General features: G+C 61.1%; 11 protein-coding genes. 5 read left to right on the forward strand and 6 right to left on the reverse strand.

From position 1 onward, the window contains the following. Nucleotides 1–5: 5 nt before the first annotated feature. The 4 genes from AAC850_RS10225 to AAC850_RS10240 form a co-directional block, all read right to left on the reverse strand. Nucleotides 6–245 (reverse strand): helix-turn-helix domain-containing protein, encoded by a 240-nt coding sequence (locus AAC850_RS10225; RefSeq protein WP_340588652.1) that lies wholly within the window; start codon nucleotides 243–245, stop codon nucleotides 6–8. Then, nucleotides 245–793 (reverse strand): DUF2975 domain-containing protein, encoded by a 549-nt coding sequence (locus AAC850_RS10230; protein ID WP_340588653.1) that lies wholly within the window; start codon nucleotides 791–793, stop codon nucleotides 245–247. Before AAC850_RS10230 ends, AAC850_RS10225 begins: the two co-directional genes overlap by 1 nt. Nucleotides 794–816: 23 nt before the next feature. Next, complete coding sequence (locus AAC850_RS10235) at nucleotides 817–948, reverse strand: hypothetical protein (RefSeq protein ID WP_340588654.1); 132 nt, start codon at nucleotides 946–948, stop codon at nucleotides 817–819. 254 nt (nucleotides 949–1,202) lie between these two features. Further along, on the reverse strand, nucleotides 1,203–2,843 hold the full coding sequence (locus AAC850_RS10240) for a DUF885 family protein (protein ID WP_340588655.1): 1,641 nt from the start codon (nucleotides 2,841–2,843) through the stop codon (nucleotides 1,203–1,205). 349 nt (nucleotides 2,844–3,192) lie between these two features. Here AAC850_RS10240 and rpoB point away from each other — a divergent pair, with 349 nt between their 5' ends. The 3 genes from rpoB (at nucleotide 3,193) to AAC850_RS10255 (ending at nucleotide 12,431) form a co-directional block, all read left to right on the forward strand. After that, nucleotides 3,193–7,386 (forward strand): DNA-directed RNA polymerase subunit beta, encoded by a 4,194-nt coding sequence (gene rpoB, locus AAC850_RS10245; protein ID WP_340588656.1) that lies wholly within the window; start codon nucleotides 3,193–3,195, stop codon nucleotides 7,384–7,386. An 82-nt stretch (nucleotides 7,387–7,468) separates the two neighbouring features. Then, nucleotides 7,469–11,860: a DNA-directed RNA polymerase subunit beta' gene (gene rpoC, locus AAC850_RS10250; RefSeq protein WP_340588657.1), complete on the forward strand. Its 4,392-nt coding sequence runs from the start codon at nucleotides 7,469–7,471 to the stop codon at nucleotides 11,858–11,860. 82 nt (nucleotides 11,861–11,942) lie between these two features. Beyond that, entirely contained in the window at nucleotides 11,943–12,431 is a 489-nt protein-coding gene (locus tag AAC850_RS10255) for a hypothetical protein (protein ID WP_340588658.1), read from the forward strand. 37 nt (nucleotides 12,432–12,468) lie between these two features. Here the strand turns inward: AAC850_RS10255 and AAC850_RS10260 are convergent, their stop codons facing one another. After that, nucleotides 12,469–13,506, reverse strand: coding sequence for a polysaccharide lyase family 7 protein (locus AAC850_RS10260; RefSeq protein ID WP_340588659.1), 1,038 nt, complete (start codon nucleotides 13,504–13,506; stop codon nucleotides 12,469–12,471). 144 nt (nucleotides 13,507–13,650) lie between these two features. On the opposite strand from AAC850_RS10260, the gene gltX reads away from it, so the two are divergent. Beyond that, the gene (gene gltX / locus AAC850_RS10265) at nucleotides 13,651–15,009 is read left to right on the forward strand and encodes a glutamate--tRNA ligase (RefSeq protein ID WP_340588660.1); all 1,359 of its coding nucleotides are present in this window, start codon (nucleotides 13,651–13,653) and stop codon (nucleotides 15,007–15,009) included. A gap of 10 nt (nucleotides 15,010–15,019) precedes the next feature. Here the strand turns inward: gltX and AAC850_RS10270 are convergent, their stop codons facing one another. Then, nucleotides 15,020–15,349: a DoxX family protein gene (locus AAC850_RS10270; protein WP_340588661.1), complete on the reverse strand. Its 330-nt coding sequence runs from the start codon at nucleotides 15,347–15,349 to the stop codon at nucleotides 15,020–15,022. A 270-nt stretch (nucleotides 15,350–15,619) separates the two neighbouring features. On the opposite strand from AAC850_RS10270, the gene AAC850_RS10275 reads away from it, so the two are divergent. Then, nucleotides 15,620–17,797 (forward strand): TonB-dependent receptor, encoded by a 2,178-nt coding sequence (locus tag AAC850_RS10275; protein WP_340588662.1) that lies wholly within the window; start codon nucleotides 15,620–15,622, stop codon nucleotides 17,795–17,797. Nucleotides 17,798–17,854: the final 57 nt, after the last annotated feature.

Raw genomic sequence — 17,854 nt, forward strand, 5'->3', positions numbered from 1 at the left:
GCCGATCATGCGGGATGCTGATCATTCTCGTATCCCAGCAGGTCGCCCGGCTGGCATTGCAGTTCGCGGCAGATTGCCTCCAGCGTGGAAAAGCGGATCGCCTTGGCCTTGCCGGTCTTGAGGATCGACAGGTTGGCCAGTGTCAATCCGACACGCTCTGCCAGTTCGGTCAGGGTCATGCGGCGTTCGTGCAGCAGGTCGTCGAGTTTCACCACGATATTGCCTCCTTCTGTGTGGGATCCCATCACACGGTCCCTTCAAGGTCGTCGCGCATCGCAGCGCCTATGCGGAACACGCGGGCGAGGATGAACAGGACGACCACCATCAATATGCCGGTCAGGTCCAGTCCGGCGTCGATGGTGATGCCTTCATGGCCCGTCTCGTCAGCCCATTTGGCGAGCGTCAGTCCAAGCCCGGCCATCGGAATAGCGATCACCTGCACACCAAGCAGCAACCACGCCATGGCGTTGAGCCGCCGTGCGTTTGCGGGTGCAAAGGGGTCACCTTCGCCCACCGTGCCGATGATCTTGCGGAGCCGATCGAAGAACATGAAAATCAAGCCCACGGCGATCACCGCCATGCCCATCAGGGCGGCGACGGTCAGCAGCGGGAAATCCGCCGCCTGCTCGCCCACTTCGGACGCCAGCTCTGCGGCAATATCCGATTGGAAGATGAAAAGCGCCGGAATGCCGATCAACAATGCGAGCGCGCCAATACCCATGGCGATTTGCATGATGATGGTGAGCACCTTTCCTGCCAGCAGCAGCGGGTCTGCCCCCTTGGTATTGTCCATGATGAGTCTCTCCTTCTGCCCGATCAGGCGAGTATGGTGGTAGCGGCGATTGCGACCTGCGGTTCGGCAGGCACTGTGGTGATTGCGGAAAGGCTGGTGGCAGTAATGATGACAGCCACGAAAGCGGCGAGGGTGTTGGAAGCGAAACGGGTCATTTATCGATCTCCTTGATTGGTGTTATTGAAATTCGATATGACCGATTCGATTCTTATTGTCAATCAATAATATTGAAAAACGATATGCGACTTATCGTTTTACGCGATTCATCCCTGCAACCCGTCGTGACGGCGAAACGCGCTCCTGCGAACGGAGGAGGTAGGGGCTGTGAAAACGTCTTGCGCCTGAAGGATACGGAAAACACCTGGGCACGAAGCTCCACACATAAAAAAGTGCGCCGTGCCGGGATCCATCAGTCGAAAGGCGGGATCGGCGGCGTTTCCCAGAATTGTGCGACTTCATCGGCTTCGCCCGTCATTTCATAGCGTATCAGGGCTATCGGCAGTCGGCCCGCCGCCATGAATTCGTCATGGAATTCGCGGAGCGAGAAATCATCGCCCAATTGCTGAGCGCGATCGGCGAGCAGCGCGTCCATCTGCAATTTGCCGATGGTGTATGCCACGCCGTAGCCGGGCGGGCGGCGCAGGTAGATTTCCGCATCCACGCGCGCCACGTCATCGTCGAGCCAAGGGGTCTGCTCCCGCATGAAATCGACTGCCTCCTGCACGCTCCAGACATTGCGTTGCATGTTTACGTCGGCAGGAACTCGCGCGGCGCGAAAAATGCCGAACAACTGCATATATTCGTCAGCTCGCGGAGAATGCACGGTGCCGCCTGCCAGCATGATGGCCTCTTCGAGATAGGTCGCCCAGCCTTCCGCGCGGGAGCCTTCGGAATAACGGCCACGGATCGGACGCTCGTCCCGCGCTGCCAGCACCGCATCGAACCGGTGGCCGGGGATGACCGCGTGAACATGATCGGGTATCGGGTCCCTGAACTGGATCTGTTCCCAGAAATTGGGGCCGGTGGATCGCTCGATATATGGCGTGTTGGCGCCCAGCTCTCCGACGAAGTCGGGAATGGTGATGAAATCTTCGCGAACCAGGAAGTCGCGGACGATGGCGTCGGTTGCAGCGATTTTGGCGCGCTGTTCCTCTGCGCTTTGCGACAGCGCGATTTCAGGCTGATCGCGGTTGCGGTGACGCAGCAAGGCAAGCGCGGCAGTCATGCGTTCATGCTCGCGCTCGGACAGCACCAGCATGTCGTCAGATGATAGCGGGATCATGCGGACATGGCGGATAAACCAGTCATACCGCTGCGCGCCGACACCTGCGTGCGCATCCATTAGCGGACGCTCTTCCTGCAGCCAGTCGCGAAATGCGATCACTGCGGCGCGGGCCTCCTCAACCTCGGCAAGCAATTCCGGGTGATCGGCACGGGCGCGGGCCAGCAAGTCGTCATACCAGCCGATGATGCCGGGTGGCGGCACTTCGCGATAGGGATGGTAGTGATTGACCCCGTCGCTGTTTTCCAGGTTGTAAATCGCTAGATCGGCATAATCGCCCGCGACTTCGGTCAGGGTCGCACGCGCTCCGGCAAGCATCGGAGGGACGGCGGCCAGCTGGCTGCGCAGGGCGGCCAGATCATCGCCGCTCGCGGGCACATCGCTGAAGGCCACGCGCATCAGCGGATCAAGGTAAAAGCCCGGATCGCGCTTCCAGGGGCGTAACACTTCGAGATTGAAGCGATACCCGTTCAGCAGGGCACGTACGGTGAGGAAATCGACCTGCTCGCTTCGCGGCCAGCTTTCGACTTCCATAGCCCCCAGCCGTGCCTCGAAATCCTCCAGCCCGGCGAGCTTTTCCACCATCAGCATATTGGCATAGGCTTCTCCAATCCGTGCACCCGAATCGAGCACCACAGCATTGGTGAAGCCAGGGACCATGTATTCGCGCAATTCCTCATGAAGTACGAGAAGGTCCTCGTAATCCTCCTGAGCGTGCGCCGGGACTGCAACAGCAAGCGTGAGAAGGACGGCAAAAATCAGGCGCATGGGCAAAGTTCTCCAATGGGTGGAAAACTGCCTGTGATCGGGGTCGCTGTCCAGCAGTCAAACCGCGATAGACTCCCATTGACCACCCGCCTTCCTCCTCCTATATGCCTTCTCCAGCCGAAGAGCTTCGAGCAAGGTGTGCCTTACGCGGGGGCATGACCCAGGAAGGAAGTTTCGGCTTTCCGTGAGACGATTATTGATCAAGGCTGCGAAGGCGGTGCCGCATGGTGCGCGTCCTCTTGCGGCCTTTCGCGCGTCTCACGACTTTCCCCGCCCGACATGAATTTTCCTGATGCCGGCGCGGATTTCGCGTCGGTGCGACACGCGAAGAAGAGGCACCGGCCCCATTATGGCGACCAAAGCGAAAGCTCCCGAGCAAACCGGCAGCAAGTCCAAGCGCATCCGCAAGATTTTCGGCGACATCCACGAAGCCGTGCAGATGCCGAACCTGATCGAGGTGCAGCGCGAAAGCTACGAGCAGTTCCTCCGCTCCGATCCTTCGATCGACTATGTTTCCGGGCTTGAAAAGACGCTCCGCAGCGTTTTCCCGATCCGCGACTTCGCCGGCACAGCCGAGCTGGACTTCGTGAATTACGAGCTTGAGCCGCCGAAATACGACACCACCGAATGCCGCCAGCGCGGCATCACCTATGCGGCCCCCATGAAGGTGACTCTGCGCCTCATCGTGTTCGAGGTCGACCAGGAAACCGAAACCCGCTCCGTGCTCGATATCAAGGAGCAGGACGTGTACATGGGCGACATGCCCCTGATGACGGGCAACGGCACTTTCATCATCAACGGCACCGAGCGTGTGATCGTCTCGCAGATGCACCGTTCGCCCGGTGTGCTGTTCGACCATGACCGCGGCAAGACCCACTCTTCGGGCAAGTTCCTCTTCGCTGCCCGCGTCATTCCCTACCGTGGTTCGTGGCTCGATTTCGAATTCGACGCCAAGGACGTTGTCAACGTGCGTATCGACCGCAAGCGCAAGCTGCCGGTCACCGCGTTGCTGTACGCGCTGGGCCTCGATAGCGAAGGCATCCTCGATCACTTCTATGACAAGGTCACCTGGAAGCGTTCGTCGGGCAAGGCCGGTGAAGGCTGGCAGATCCCCTTCGTTGCCGAACAGTGGCGCGGTGCCAAGCCCGCCTTCGCGCTGGTCGATGCCAAGACCGGCGAAGAAGTGTTCCCGTCCGGCCAGAAGGTCAGCCCGCGCGCTGCCAACAAGGCCGAAAAGGATGGTCTCAAGACCCTGCTGATCCCGACCGAGGAAATCTTCGGCCGCTACGCCAGCGTCGACCTGATCGACGAGAAGACCGGCCGTATTTACATCGAAGCCGGTGAAGAAGTATCGCCGGAAAATCTCGAGAAGCTCGATGCTGCCGGGATCGACCAGCTCGATCTGCTCGATATCGACCACGTCACCACCGGTCCGTGGATCCGCAATACCATGGACGTGGACAAGGCCGAAAACCGCGAGGAAGGCCTCGAGGCGATCTACAAGGTCATGCGTCCGGGCGAACCGCCGACCAAGGAAACTGCCGAAGCGCTGTTCGAAGGCCTGTTCTTCGATTCCGAGCGTTACGACCTTTCCGCCGTTGGCCGCGTGAAGCTCAACATGCGTCTCGACCTCGACGCCGAAGACACCGTCACCACGCTGCGCAAGGAAGATATCCTCGCGGTGGTGAAGGAACTTGTCGACCTGAAGGACGGCAAGGGCGAAGTCGACGACATCGACAACCTCGGCAACCGCCGCGTGCGTTCGGTGGGCGAACTGCTGGAAAACCAGTACCGCGTTGGCCTGCTGCGCATGGAGCGTGCGGTGAAGGAGCGGATGAGCAGCGTGGACGTGTCCACCGTGATGCCGAACGACCTCATCAACGCCAAGCCTGCCGTGGCTGCAGTGCGTGAATTCTTCGGCTCTTCGCAGCTGTCGCAGTTCATGGATCAGACCAACCCGCTGTCCGAAGTCACCCACAAGCGCCGCGTGTCCGCACTCGGCCCGGGTGGCCTGACGCGTGAACGTGCCGGTTTCGAAGTGCGCGACGTTCACCCGACGCACTATGGTCGTATCTGTCCGATTGAAACGCCTGAAGGCCCGAACATCGGCCTGATCAACTCGCTCAGCACCTTTGCGCGGGTGAACAAGTACGGCTTCATCGAAACGCCCTATCGTACCGTAAAGGACGGCAAGGTTTCGACCGAAGTGAACTACCTCTCCGCCATGGAAGAGCAGAAGCACACGGTTGCACAGGCTTCGGCTGAAACCGACAAAGACGGCAAGTTCGTGGAAGAGCTCGTCTCGGCCCGCCAGAGCGGCGAGTTCGTGATGAGCCCGAACGAGCAGGTCACGCTGATGGACGTTTCGCCCAAGCAGCTCGTCTCGGTCGCCGCATCGCTCATTCCGTTCCTGGAAAACGATGACGCCAACCGCGCACTGATGGGATCGAACATGCAGCGCCAGGCTGTGCCGCTCGTGAAGGCGGAAGCGCCCTGGGTCGGCACCGGCATGGAAGAGACCGTGGCACGCGATTCGGGCGCCGCGATCGGCGCGACGCGCGGCGGCGTGGTCGACCAGGTCGACGCTACCCGCATCGTGATCCGCGCTTCGGGCGAGGTGGACACCACCAACCCCGGCGTCGACATCTATAGCCTGCAGAAGTTCCAGCGTTCCAACCAGAATACCTGCGTCAACCAGCGTCCGCTGGTGAAGGTGGGTGACACGGTTGCACAGGGCGACATCATTGCCGATGGCCCCTCGACCGATCTGGGCGAGCTGGCACTGGGCCGCAACAGCCTCGTCGCCTTCATGCCGTGGAACGGCTACAACTACGAGGATAGTATCCTCATCTCCGAGCGTATCGTGAAGGACGACGTCTTCACCTCGATCCATATCGAGGAATTCGAAGTCATGGCTCGCGATACGAAGCTTGGCCCCGAAGACATCACCCGCGACATTCCCAATGTCGGCGAGGAAGCTCTGCGCAACCTCGACGAAGCGGGCATCGTCTACATCGGTGCCGAAGTGCATCCGGGCGATATCCTGGCGGGCAAGATCACGCCCAAGGGCGAAAGCCCGATGACGCCGGAAGAAAAGCTTCTGCGCGCCATCTTCGGTGAAAAGGCCAGCGATGTGCGCGACACCTCGCTCCGCCTGCCGCCGGGCGTTGCCGGAACGGTTGTCGAAGTCCGCGTCTTCAACCGCCACGGTATCGAGATCGACGATCGTACGCGTGCCATCCAGAACGAGGAAATCGAACGCCTCAAGAAGGATAGCGAGGACGAACGCGCCATCCTCAACCGTGCGACCTACAACCGTCTGCGCGAAATGCTCGACGGCCAGACCGCTTCTGCCGCGCCCAAGGGCGTCAAGAAGGGCACCAAGATCGACGGTGATTTGCTGGACGGTGTCGACAAGCACGAATGGTTCAAGTTCGCCGTTGCCGACGACAACATGCAGGCCCAGCTCGAAGCTGTGAAGGGCCAGTATGACGAGGCTGTAAAGGCCATCAAGGACAAGTTCGACGACCGTAAGGAAAAGCTCGAACGCGGCGATGAGCTGGCTCCGGGCGTGCTCAAGATGGTCAAGGTCTTCGTCGCGGTGAAGCGCAAGCTGCAGCCGGGCGACAAGATGGCCGGCCGTCACGGTAACAAGGGTGTGATTTCGCGCATCCTGCCCGAAGAAGACATGCCGTTCCTCGAAGACGGAACGCCGGTCGACATCGTGCTCAACCCGCTGGGCGTGCCTTCGCGCATGAACGTCGGGCAGATCTTCGAAACGCACCTCGGTTTCGCCGCGCGCGGACTGGGAATGCAGATCGCCGAACAGCTCGATGAATGGCGTGCAGCCAATCCCGATGCCGCCAGCGACTACGCCTCGGTCAAGCCACCGGCAGCCGTCGTCGAGAAGCTGAAGGACGTTTACGGCGAGCAGTACCACGATGACATCAACAGCCGCACGACCGAAGAAGTGGTCGAGCTGGCCGAGAACCTGCGCAACGGCGTTCCGATGGGCACTCCGGTGTTCGACGGCGCCAACGAAGGCGATGTCACTGACATGCTGATCAAGGCAGGCTACGATTCTTCGGGCCAGTCCACGCTGTATGACGGTCGCACCGGCGAGGCGTTCGACCGCAAGGTGACAGTGGGCATCATCTACATGCTCAAGCTGCACCACCTTGTGGACGACAAGATCCACGCGCGTTCGATCGGCCCGTACTCGCTCGTAACCCAGCAGCCGCTGGGCGGTAAGGCGCAGTTCGGCGGACAGCGTTTCGGCGAAATGGAAGTCTGGGCGCTGCAGGCCTACGGCGCGGCCTACACCTTGCAGGAAATGCTGACGGTGAAGTCCGATGACGTGGTCGGCCGTACCAAGGTCTACGAAGCGATCGTCAAGGGTGACGACACCTTCGAAGCGGGCATTCCGGAGAGCTTCAACGTGCTCGTCAAGGAAATGCGCTCGCTGGGCCTCAACGTCGAACTGACTTCGCTGAATGATGGCGAAGAAGGCGAAGACGGCTTCGGCCAGATTGCTGCTGAATAACAGGGGTCGGCGGCCCCGGGCCTGAAAGGGCCGGGTCGCCTCCCCTCCAACCCCTGTTTATCCCCCAAAGGGAATTCGAAAAATGAACGAACTGACCAAATTCACCAACCAGCTCTCCAAGCCGGAGACTTTCGACCAGATCCAGATCGGTCTTGCCTCGCCAGAGCGCATCCGCAGCTGGTCCTTCGGCGAAATCAAGAAGCCGGAAACGATCAACTACCGCACGTTCAAGCCCGAGCGTGACGGGTTGTTCTGTGCGCGCATTTTCGGTCCGGTGAAGGATTACGAATGCCTGTGCGGCAAGTACAAGCGCATGAAGTACAAGGGCGTCGTCTGCGAAAAGTGCGGCGTCGAAGTCACCGTCACCAAGGTGCGCCGTGAGCGGATGGGCCACATCGAACTGGCCGCGCCGGTTGCGCACATCTGGTTCCTGAAGTCGCTGCCTTCGCGCATCGGCCTGCTGCTCGACATGCAGCTCAAGCAGCTTGAGCGCGTGCTCTATTTCGAAAGCTACATCGTCACCGAGCCGGGTCTCACGCCGCTGGAGAAGTTCCAGCTGCTGACCGAGGACGAGCTGCTCGATGCTCAGGACGAGTATGGCGAAGACGCCTTCACCGCCAGCATCGGTGCCGAAGCGGTCAAGATGATGCTGATGGACCTCGACCTGGAACAGGAAAAGGCCGACCTGCTGGAAGAGCTGGAGACCACAAAGTCCAAGCTCAAGCCCGCCAAGATCATCAAGCGCCTCAAGGTCGTCGAAAGCTTCATCGATTCGGGCAACCGTCCCGAATGGATGATCCTCGAAGTCGTGCCGGTCATCCCGCCCGAATTGCGCCCGCTGGTGCCATTGGATGGCGGCCGTTTCGCGACGTCCGATCTCAACGATCTCTATCGCCGCGTCATCAACCGTAACAACCGCCTCAAGCGCCTGATGGAACTGCGCGCGCCCGATATCATCGTGCGTAACGAAAAGCGCATGTTGCAGGAATCGGTCGACGCATTGTTCGACAACGGCCGCCGTGGCCGCGTGATCACGGGTGCCAACAAGCGTCCGCTGAAGTCGCTGTCCGACATGCTCAAGGGCAAGCAGGGTCGCTTCCGCCAGAACCTTCTGGGCAAGCGCGTCGACTATTCGGGCCGTTCGGTCATCGTGACGGGTCCGGAACTCAAGCTGCACCAGTGCGGCCTGCCCAAGAAGATGGCGCTCGAACTGTTCAAGCCGTTCATCTACGCGCGCCTCGATGCGAAGGGTCTGTCGATGACCTTGAAGCAGGCGAAGAAGTGGGTCGAGAAAGAGCGCAAGGAAGTGTGGGACATCCTCGACGAGGTGATCCGTGAACACCCCGTCATGCTCAACCGCGCCCCGACGCTTCACCGTCTCGGCATCCAGGCGTTCGAGCCTGTGCTGATCGAAGGCAAGGCGATCCAGCTTCACCCGCTGGTGTGTTCGGCTTTCAACGCCGACTTCGACGGTGACCAGATGGCTGTCCACGTACCGCTTTCGCTGGAAGCCCAGCTCGAAGCGCGCGTGCTGATGATGTCGACCAACAACATCCTCTCGCCTGCCAATGGCAAGCCGATCATCGTGCCTTCGCAGGACATGGTGCTGGGCCTGTACTACCTTTCGATGGACCGCGAAGGCGAGCCGGGCGAAGGCAAGGTGCTGGGCGATATCGATGAGGTGCACCAGGCATTGCACGTTGGTGCCGTGACCTATCACTCGAAGATCACCACCCGCGTTCCGCAGACAGATGAAGCGGGCAAGACCTACATGCAGCGCGTCGAAACAACGCCGGGCCGCATGTTGATCGCCGAATGCCTGCCGAAGAATCACAAGGTGCCTTTCGAGGTGGTCAACAAGCTGTTGACCAAGAAGGACATCGAGAACGTGATCGATCAGGTCTATCGTCATACCGGTCAGAAGGACACGGTGCTGTTTGCCGATGCCATCATGACGCTGGGCTTCCGCCACGCGTTCAAGGCTGGCATCAGCTTCGGCAAGGACGACATGATCATTCCCGACACCAAGGAAGGCATGATCGAGGAAACCAAGGCGCTGGTTGCCGATTACGAGCAGCAGTACCAGGATGGTTTCATCACCCAGCAGGAAAAGTACAACAAGGTGATCGACGCCTGGAGCCGTTGCGGCGACCAGGTTGCGGCCGCCATGATGGAAGAGATCAAGGCCACGCCCAAGGACAAGGACGGGCGCGAGGCACAGGTCAACTCGATCTACATGATGAGCCACTCGGGCGCACGTGGTAGCCCCGCGCAGATGAAACAGCTTGCCGGTATGCGTGGCCTCATGGCCAAGCCGTCGGGCGAGATCATCGAAACCCCGATCATCTCGAACTTCAAGGAAGGTCTGACCGTTCTTGAATACTTCAACTCCACCCACGGCGCCCGTAAGGGTCTGGCCGACACCGCGCTCAAGACGGCGAACTCGGGTTACCTGACCCGCCGTCTGGTCGACGTGTCGCAGGACTGCGTGATCGTTGAAGAAAATTGCAAGACCAGCAATGCGCTGGAAATGCGTGCCATCGTGCAGGGCGGCAGTGTTATCGCCTCGCTCGGCGAGCGTATCCTTGGCCGTACCATTGCCGAAGACATCATCGATGCCGCGACTGACGAAGTGATCGTCAAGGCTGGCGTCATGGTGGACGAGCCAATGGCGCAGGCTATCGAAGACGCTGAAGTGCAGGTTGCCAAGATCCGCTCTCCGCTGGTCTGCGAAGCCGAACAGGGCGTTTGCGGAACTTGCTATGGCCGTGATCTTGCGCGCGGTACGCCGGTCAACATCGGTGAAGCTGTCGGCGTTATTGCCGCGCAGTCGATCGGTGAGCCGGGCACCCAGCTTACGATGCGGACGTTCCACATCGGCGGCGCGGCGCAGGTCAACGAAACTTCGCACCTCGAGTCGATCTCGGACGGTAAGGTCGTCTACCGCGACATGCCGACCATCACCGACAAGAAGGGCCGTCGCCTCTCGCTCGCCCGCAACGGCGAGATGATCGTGGTCGATGCGGAGGGCCGCGAACGTGCGATCCACCGCGTGCCTTACGGTACCATGCTGATGTTCGAAGACGGTGCGAAGGTGAAGGAAGGCGATCGCCTGGCTGAATGGGATCCGTTCACCCTGCCGATCATCACCGAGCAGGCCGGTGTCGTGCGCTATCAGGATCTTGTCGAAGGCAAGACGCTGGAAGAGCGTGTCGACGAAGCCACCGGCATCGCCCAGCGCGTTGTCACCGAACTGCGCACCACGGGCCGCGCCAAGAAGGAAGACCTGCGTCCGCGCATGACCCTGCTTGGCGAGGACGATGCGCAGGGCAAGGGCAAGTCGAAGAAGGACGAGGAAACCGAGGCTCAGCGTTACATGCTGGCACCGGGCACCACGCTTTCGGTCGAAGACGGTCAGGAAGTGCAGGCAGGTGACATCCTTGCCCGTGCTTCGCGTGAAGCCGCAAAGACTCGTGACATCACCGGTGGTCTGCCGCGTGTTGCCGAGCTGTTCGAAGCACGTATCCCCAAGGACGCTGCCGTGATCGCCAAGATCAGTGGCCGGATGGAATTCATCCGCGACTACAAGGCGAAGCGCAAGATCGCGATTGTCCCGGAAGAGGGTGAACCAGTTGAGTATCTGGTGCCCAAGACCAAGGTCATCGACGTGCAGGAAGGCGACTTTGTCAAGAAGGGCGATACGCTCATCTCCGGCTCGCCGAACCCGCATGACATCCTGGAAGTTCTGGGGATTGAGGCTCTGGCCGAATATCTCGTGACCGAAATCCAGGAAGTCTATCGACTTCAGGGCGTGCGGATCAACGACAAGCACATCGAGACGATCGTTCGTCAGATGCTGCAGAAGGTCGAGATCACCGATGGCGGGGACACTACCCTGTTGCCGGGCGAACAGGTCGATCAGGAAGAAATGAACGAGGTGAATGGCAAGCTGACGCGCAGCAAGAAGCCTGCCGTTGGCAAGCCAATCCTGCTGGGCATCACCAAGGCCTCGCTGCAGACGCGCTCGTTCATCTCCGCCGCTTCGTTCCAGGAAACAACGCGCGTGCTGACGCAGGCCGCGGTCGAAGGAAAGAAGGACACGCTGGTCGGTCTCAAGGAGAACGTCATCGTGGGTCGACTCATTCCGGCTGGTACCGGTGCTGGCATGAACCGTATGCGCGTGACGGCCTCGTCGCGTGATGCGGCGCTGCGGGCGCAGTACAAGAAGGCGCAGGATGCCATCGAAGCGGCTGAAGCGGCTGAACAGGCTGAAAAGGAAGCGGCAGTCGTCGCGGCCGATTCCGCTGCCGAACAGCACGAGGCGGAACTGGCACGCGATCCTGTCGATGCAGCAACTGCTGATGTCGATGATGTCGCAGCTGACGCGCCCACCAGCGAGGAAGCCATGGCTGCCGCAATGGCCGCCGCTGCTCCCCCTGCCGAAGACGACAAGCCAGAGGATGGCGACGAATAAGCCTCCTCACTATTTGGCACCAAAAAGGCCCCGTCGGAGCGATCCGGCGGGGCCTTTTTCTTGGGTCGTGCGTTTCTGGATCATGACCCGGACACTGGCCCTGACCGTCACATCTGCCCTTGTGCTAGTTGCCTGCCAGCCCGAACAGGCGGCGGAACCCGCTCCGACCTCTGCGTCGCAAACGGACGAACCGCCAGAGACACCAGTGGCGGTGCCCGCACCTGAAACGCTTGCGGGTGGCTGGCGCGTTGCCGGGATCGACGGCGAATCGCTGGATGAACCTTATGGCCTCGCCCTGATGGCCGACGAGGAAGAGATCTGGTGGGAACCGCGCTGCGCGGGAATGATCCTCAGTTATTCGATAGAAGGCAATGCGTTCTCCACCGGGCCGCGCACGGGCGAGCCACCCGCATCGAACTCAACTCCGGCACCGGTCTGCGCGATCGGCCTGCCGCCGCGCCTTCATGATGTATCAAGCGCGCTGCAACTGGCCGAACGGATCGAACTTACCCCGAGCAACGGGGTACGCATTTCCGGCGGCGGGCGGAGCGTGCTGCTTTATTCGCAGTAGGCCCGCCCTGCCGTCGAATGCGAAGAATGCGGCGCCTTTACTCGACAGCACCTGCGAACGGCACCGACGGGCCAAGCACCAGCCGCGAGAAGCTGACTTGCGCATAGTCGCCATTGGCACGGTCGACCGCCCAGTCGCCCGTTCCGGCGCATCCGGCATACCAGAAGCCTTCCTGCGTGCGGGTCGAGCATTGGTTGTAGGCACCTGCCTTGAAATAGAGCGAATCGCCGCCATAACCTTGCGGATTGTCCAGCTCGTCCACGCCCTGCACCAGGCTCACGGCGTGGCCCACCGTGCCAAGCCGTTCATTGGTGAAGGTCACATACATGGTGTTGTTGTGGACGTTGATTTCGTAGATGAAATCCTCACCCAGCGCGATGCCGTTTTCGCCCGGATCATCGGGGTTGTCCCAGATATTGCCGAAAACGGGCACGGCGATGTCGCTGCGGTCGGGATTGTCACGCGCAAGATTGCGCTCGTAGGTCCAGAAGACCGAGCCTGTCTCATGCCCCGGCCATTTCTTGTAGTAGATTTTGATCGGTTCGTTGCCATAGCCGAACCCGCTGCTCGTATTGTCATAGCCGACGGCATGGATCTGCCCGACCACGACCGAATAGGCGGGATTGCGGTCCGGATGCATGGCATTGCGGGCGACGTGATCGACCCGGACGGTCGCCTCCATGCGTCCGCCAATTGAGCCGTACTGATCCGAATCGCGGCGCGCGCGCACGGCGAAATTGTTGCCCGCATCATGCGTTCCGATGCGCGTGTTGGTGCCGCGCAGCATCTGCCGCAATTCGCTGCGGGTATTGCTGGAATTGCCCGTGGTGATGGCGCGGTTCGGCGCGGTGAAAACCATCCGCTGCTCGTCATCGAGATAGAAGAAATCGGGGTGCGAATAATCCTGGATATCGCGCACGCTGATTTCGTCCGGCCGGTCATCCCCGTCATCGTCCATCGGCAGGGTAATCTTCCAATAGCTGAGGTCGAACACCTCGCCCGGAGCCTGCACATGGTCCTCGGTGGCAAAGCCCGCAGCCGGCAGCGCGAGCAGCCCGGCGGCGGCCAGAATCATTTTGGCGCGATGGAATGACACGGATTGGTCCTCTCGATTGGTATAGTTATCTGGTCTCTAATATCAGAATGCGGATGAATGCCAAGTTGCTACGGTAAAGCAGCTTCTGGCAAAGGCGCGGCGCCTGCGCTAATCGCTGCGGCCATGACCACGATCACCCGTTTCGCCCCTTCGCCGACTGGCCGCCTGCACGTCGGCAATATCCGTACGGCGCTGCACAACTGGATGCTTGCCCGCAAGGCCGGCGGGACGTTCATGTTGCGCATCGACGATACCGATGCGGAGCGGAGCGAGGAGCGGTATGTCGATAGGATCCGCGCCGATCTCGGCTGGCTGGGCATCGCGCCCGATGGCGAGGAGCGTCAGTCGGAGCGTATGGCGCTCTACGAGGACGCTTTCGAGCGCTTGAAGGCAGCGGGCCGGGTCTATCCGGCTTATGAGACGCAGCAGGAACTCGAACTCAAGCGCAAGATACAGCTGGGTCGCGGCCTGCCGCCGATTTACGACCGCGCCGCGCTCGCACTCACCGATGAAGAACGCGCCGCCAAGGAGGCGGAGGGGGTTGCGCCGCACTGGCGCTTCAAGCTTGATCATGATGCCATCATCGACTGGGAAGACGGCATTCGCGGGCCGCAGAAGTTTGAACCCGCGTCGCTGTCCGATCCGGTGATCCGGCGTGCCGATGGCTCGTGGCTCTACATGCTGCCGAGTGCGGTCGACGATATCGACATGGGCGTCACCGATGTGCTGCGCGGCGAGGATCACGTGTCGAACACTGCAGTACAGATCCAGATATTCAACGCCCTTCACGATGTCGGCCTCGATGATAATGACTGCCCGTTGCACGATTCCTTCCCCCACTTCGCGCATGAGGCGCTGCTGGTGGGCAAGGAAGGCAAGCTATCCAAGCGGCTCGGATCGCTCGGCTGCGATGCCTTTCGGGAGCGCGGTATCGAGCCGGAAGCGATCATCGCCATGCTCGCCCGGCTGGGTACAAGCCTGCCGGTCGAGCCCATTGCCGATCGCGCCACGCTGCTCGACACTTTCGATCTCTCGACCTTTGGCCGCGCACCTGCAAAATTCGACGATGCCGAGTTGGAGCGGGTCAATGCAGCAATCGTCCACCAAATGGATTATGATACCGTCGCGGACCGCTTGCCGGATGGCATGGATGCAGCCGCCTGGCACGCCATCAGGCCCAATCTCTCCCATGTGAACGAAGCGGGGCAATGGTGGCAGCTCGTCACCGGTCCCATCACGCAGCCCGATTTTTCCGACGAGGATCGGACCTATCTGGCGCAGGCCGCCGAAGCGCTCGAATGGGGCGAAGATCCCTGGCACATGCTGACGGGCAAGCTGAAGGAAACCACCGGCCGCAAGGGCAAGGCGCTGTTCCTGCCATTGCGCCAGGCGCTAACGGGAATGGACCACGGCCCCGACATGGGCGAGCTGCTGCCGCTGATCGGCGAACAGGAAGCGCGCGCCAGGCTAGCCTCGGCCTGAGCGAAGGGGCCTAGCGATAGTGCCGCATCAATAGCAGGGCCAGGATCACGGGGATCAGCGAGGCCACACCGAATGCAACATTCCCGCTAAGGAAGATCATAGCGCTTGAAATGGCAAAGCCTGTGGTCACCGCGGCCAGTCCGGCATGCCTGGTCCGCCGCAAAGTGCAGGCCAGCGCCCCGCCGACCTGAAGAATGCCGAGCGGATATAGCCAGACCGGATCAAGACCCAGTGCGCTAAAGAATTCCACTTCCTGCGGCGCCTGCGAAAGCTTGGCCGCTCCCGCAGCAACACTGAGCAACGCCAACAGGATCAGTACGACCGTCGCGAACATTTTCATCGAATTATCCTCCCGACCCGCGTGCGGCCCGTACTTTGCGGGCCAGCATCGATGCTGACATAGGACAAACTTGCCGATTGCGCGAATTCTGACCTGTGCAATTCTGCGACCGACGGGGAGTTGACGTGATCAATGCTCGCGCCAAGCGCCCTTCATCGCCGGTAAACCGCCATTTGCCGATATGCCCACGCTTAACGCTTGACCCGCCGTTCATTGCACCTATTTGCCGTGATGTTATTTTATCACCTTACCACGAGATCACCCGAAACCATGAAGCTGATTGCAACCGCCTTGCTTGTTACCGCCGCCATGCCGCTCACACTGCTGGCGCAAGACGCAGATGCCACGCAGGAAAGCGATGCGGACAGGGCCGATGCAGAGGCCCCGGTCGACACGAGCTCCGCACGGATCGAGCCTTCGGGCGATGATTTTCACAATGTAATCTACGTTACCGCCGCCGGGGTGGACCGGCTGGATGTCATTGCGGGCACGTCGGTCCTTACCGGCATTGCCCTGCAGCGCGAAAGCAGCGGGCAGGTGGGCGAAGTGCTCGCCAGCCTACCCGGTGTCTCAGCCAGCGGGTTCGCGCCGGGTGCCTCTCGCCCGATCCTGCGCGGCTTTGGCGGTGATCGTGTACGCGTGCTCAATGACGGGATCGGCACGCTCGATGCCTCTGGCGCATCGGACGATCACGCGGTCGCGGCCGACCCGCTGATTGCCGAGCGAATCGAAGTGCTGCGCGGCCCTGCCGTGCTGCTCTACGGCAGCCAGGCGATTGGCGGCGCCGTGAACGTCATCACCAAGCGCATTCCCCCGCGAATTCCGGACGAGCCGATCCACATCGATGCGCTCGCAGGCTTCGACACCGCCAGCAATTTGCGTGAGGGCGGGCTATCCTTCGACCTGCCACTGGGCGCGAATGTCACGTTCCACGCCGACGCCTCCTACCGCAATACCGACGATATCGAGATTCCGGGCTTCGCCGCTTCGGATGGTCTGCGCACAGACCTGCTCGCCGATGCCGCCGAAGAGGAGGAAGAGGGCCATCTCGAAGAGGCAGAGGAACTGCGTGAAGCCGCCAACATCAGCGGCACGCTGCCCAACAGCTACAGCGAGACATGGTCCGCCGGCGTTGGCGTCGCGGCCTTTGTCGGCGAGCACAATTTCGGTGTATCTTTCGGATATTACGACACCAATTACGGCGTGCCGGGCGCTCCGGGCGTAGGCCATCATGGCGAGGAAGAAGGCGGTGGCGAATTTGAAGAGGAAGAGGGCGAGGTCCCGGTCTCGATCGATCTCGAACGTATCCGCTTCGACGCGCGCGCCAATTTCGACCTCGGCAGCGGCTTTTTCGATGCCGTGCAGACGCGGGTCGGCTGGTCTGATTACACCCACACCGAATTCGAAGGCGACGAGGTGGGCACCGTCTTCGAGGTCGCCGGGGTTGAGGGACGGGTCGAACTGGTCCAGACCCGGCGCGGCGGCTGGGGCGGTTCCATCGGCGCGCAATATTCGAGCATCGATTTCGATGCCTTCGGCGAGGAAGCCTATATCCCGCCCAATGTCAGCAACACCTTCGCATTGTTTACCTTGCAGGAGGTGGACTTCGACAGCTTCGAGCTGGAAGCTGGCGCGCGCTACGAAATGACGAGCGTGGAATCCGAGCCACTCGGCCTCGACCGCGATTTCGACACATTTTCGGCAGCGCTCGGCGGCGGCTTCATGCTGTTCGAGGACTTCCGCGTCGGCGCCAATCTCTCGCGCACCGAACGCGCCCCGACTGCGGCCGAACTTTACGCCGAAGGCCCGCATATCGCCACGCAGCAATTCGAAGTCGGCAACCCTGAGCTCGGCATAGAGGCGAGCTGGGGTGCCGAAGCCTATGTTCGCGGCGAAGTGGGCGAGGTGAAGATCAATGCCAGCATCTATCGCAACTGGTTCGAGGATTTCATCTACCTCGCTGGCTCGGGCGATGAAGAGGACGGGCTGCCGGTGTTCACCTTCCTGCAGCAGGATGCCGACCAGTGGGGCGCGGAAGCGCAGGTGACTTTCCCGCTCGTCGAGGCACGCGATTTCTCGCTGCTGGGCGATCTGCGCGGGTCATACACACGTGCCGAGCTGTCCGACGGCGATGCCGTGCCGCGCATTCCGCCGCTCAGCCTGTATGGCGCGCTGGAAGCGCGGTGGGAGCATTTTGATCTTCGCGGCGAGGTGGAATGGCACGACAAGCAGTCCAACCTCGCCCCGCTCGAAACCCCGACCGACAGCTTCACCCATGTGAACGCCTCGCTCGCCTGGCACCCGTTCGAAGGTGAGGAAAACTTCACCCTGCTCGCGCAAGTGGACAATATCTTCGACGTGGAAGGCCGCCGCGCGACCAGCTTCACCAAGGATTTCGTGCCGCTGCCGGGGCGCAATTTCAAGCTGACTGCGCGGGCCTCATTTTAATTTGCGAAGCCGCATCCGCGGCTTCGTCCTCGCTAGATGCGCAGGCAAGCTGCGCCC

It is taken from the genome of Erythrobacter alti, assembly GCF_037996805.1.
In the GTDB taxonomy this organism is placed as follows: Bacteria; Pseudomonadota; Alphaproteobacteria; order Sphingomonadales; family Sphingomonadaceae; genus Alteraurantiacibacter; species Alteraurantiacibacter alti.

Coding starts and splice junctions, on each gene's coding strand:
- AAC850_RS10225 (WP_340588652.1), bottom strand. CDS start 245: ATGGGATCCCACACAGAAGGAGGCAATATCGTGGTGAAACTCGACGAC.
- AAC850_RS10230 (WP_340588653.1), bottom strand. CDS start 793: ATGGACAATACCAAGGGGGCAGACCCGCTGCTGCTGGCAGGAAAGGTG.
- AAC850_RS10235 (WP_340588654.1), bottom strand. CDS start 948: ATGACCCGTTTCGCTTCCAACACCCTCGCCGCTTTCGTGGCTGTCATC.
- AAC850_RS10240 (WP_340588655.1), bottom strand. CDS start 2,843: ATGCGCCTGATTTTTGCCGTCCTTCTCACGCTTGCTGTTGCAGTCCCG.
- rpoB (WP_340588656.1), top strand. CDS start 3,193: ATGGCGACCAAAGCGAAAGCTCCCGAGCAAACCGGCAGCAAGTCCAAG.
- rpoC (WP_340588657.1), top strand. CDS start 7,469: ATGAACGAACTGACCAAATTCACCAACCAGCTCTCCAAGCCGGAGACT.
- AAC850_RS10255 (WP_340588658.1), top strand. CDS start 11,943: ATGACCCGGACACTGGCCCTGACCGTCACATCTGCCCTTGTGCTAGTT.
- AAC850_RS10260 (WP_340588659.1), bottom strand. CDS start 13,506: ATGATTCTGGCCGCCGCCGGGCTGCTCGCGCTGCCGGCTGCGGGCTTT.
- gltX (WP_340588660.1), top strand. CDS start 13,651: ATGACCACGATCACCCGTTTCGCCCCTTCGCCGACTGGCCGCCTGCAC.
- AAC850_RS10270 (WP_340588661.1), bottom strand. CDS start 15,349: ATGAAAATGTTCGCGACGGTCGTACTGATCCTGTTGGCGTTGCTCAGT.
- AAC850_RS10275 (WP_340588662.1), top strand. CDS start 15,620: ATGAAGCTGATTGCAACCGCCTTGCTTGTTACCGCCGCCATGCCGCTC.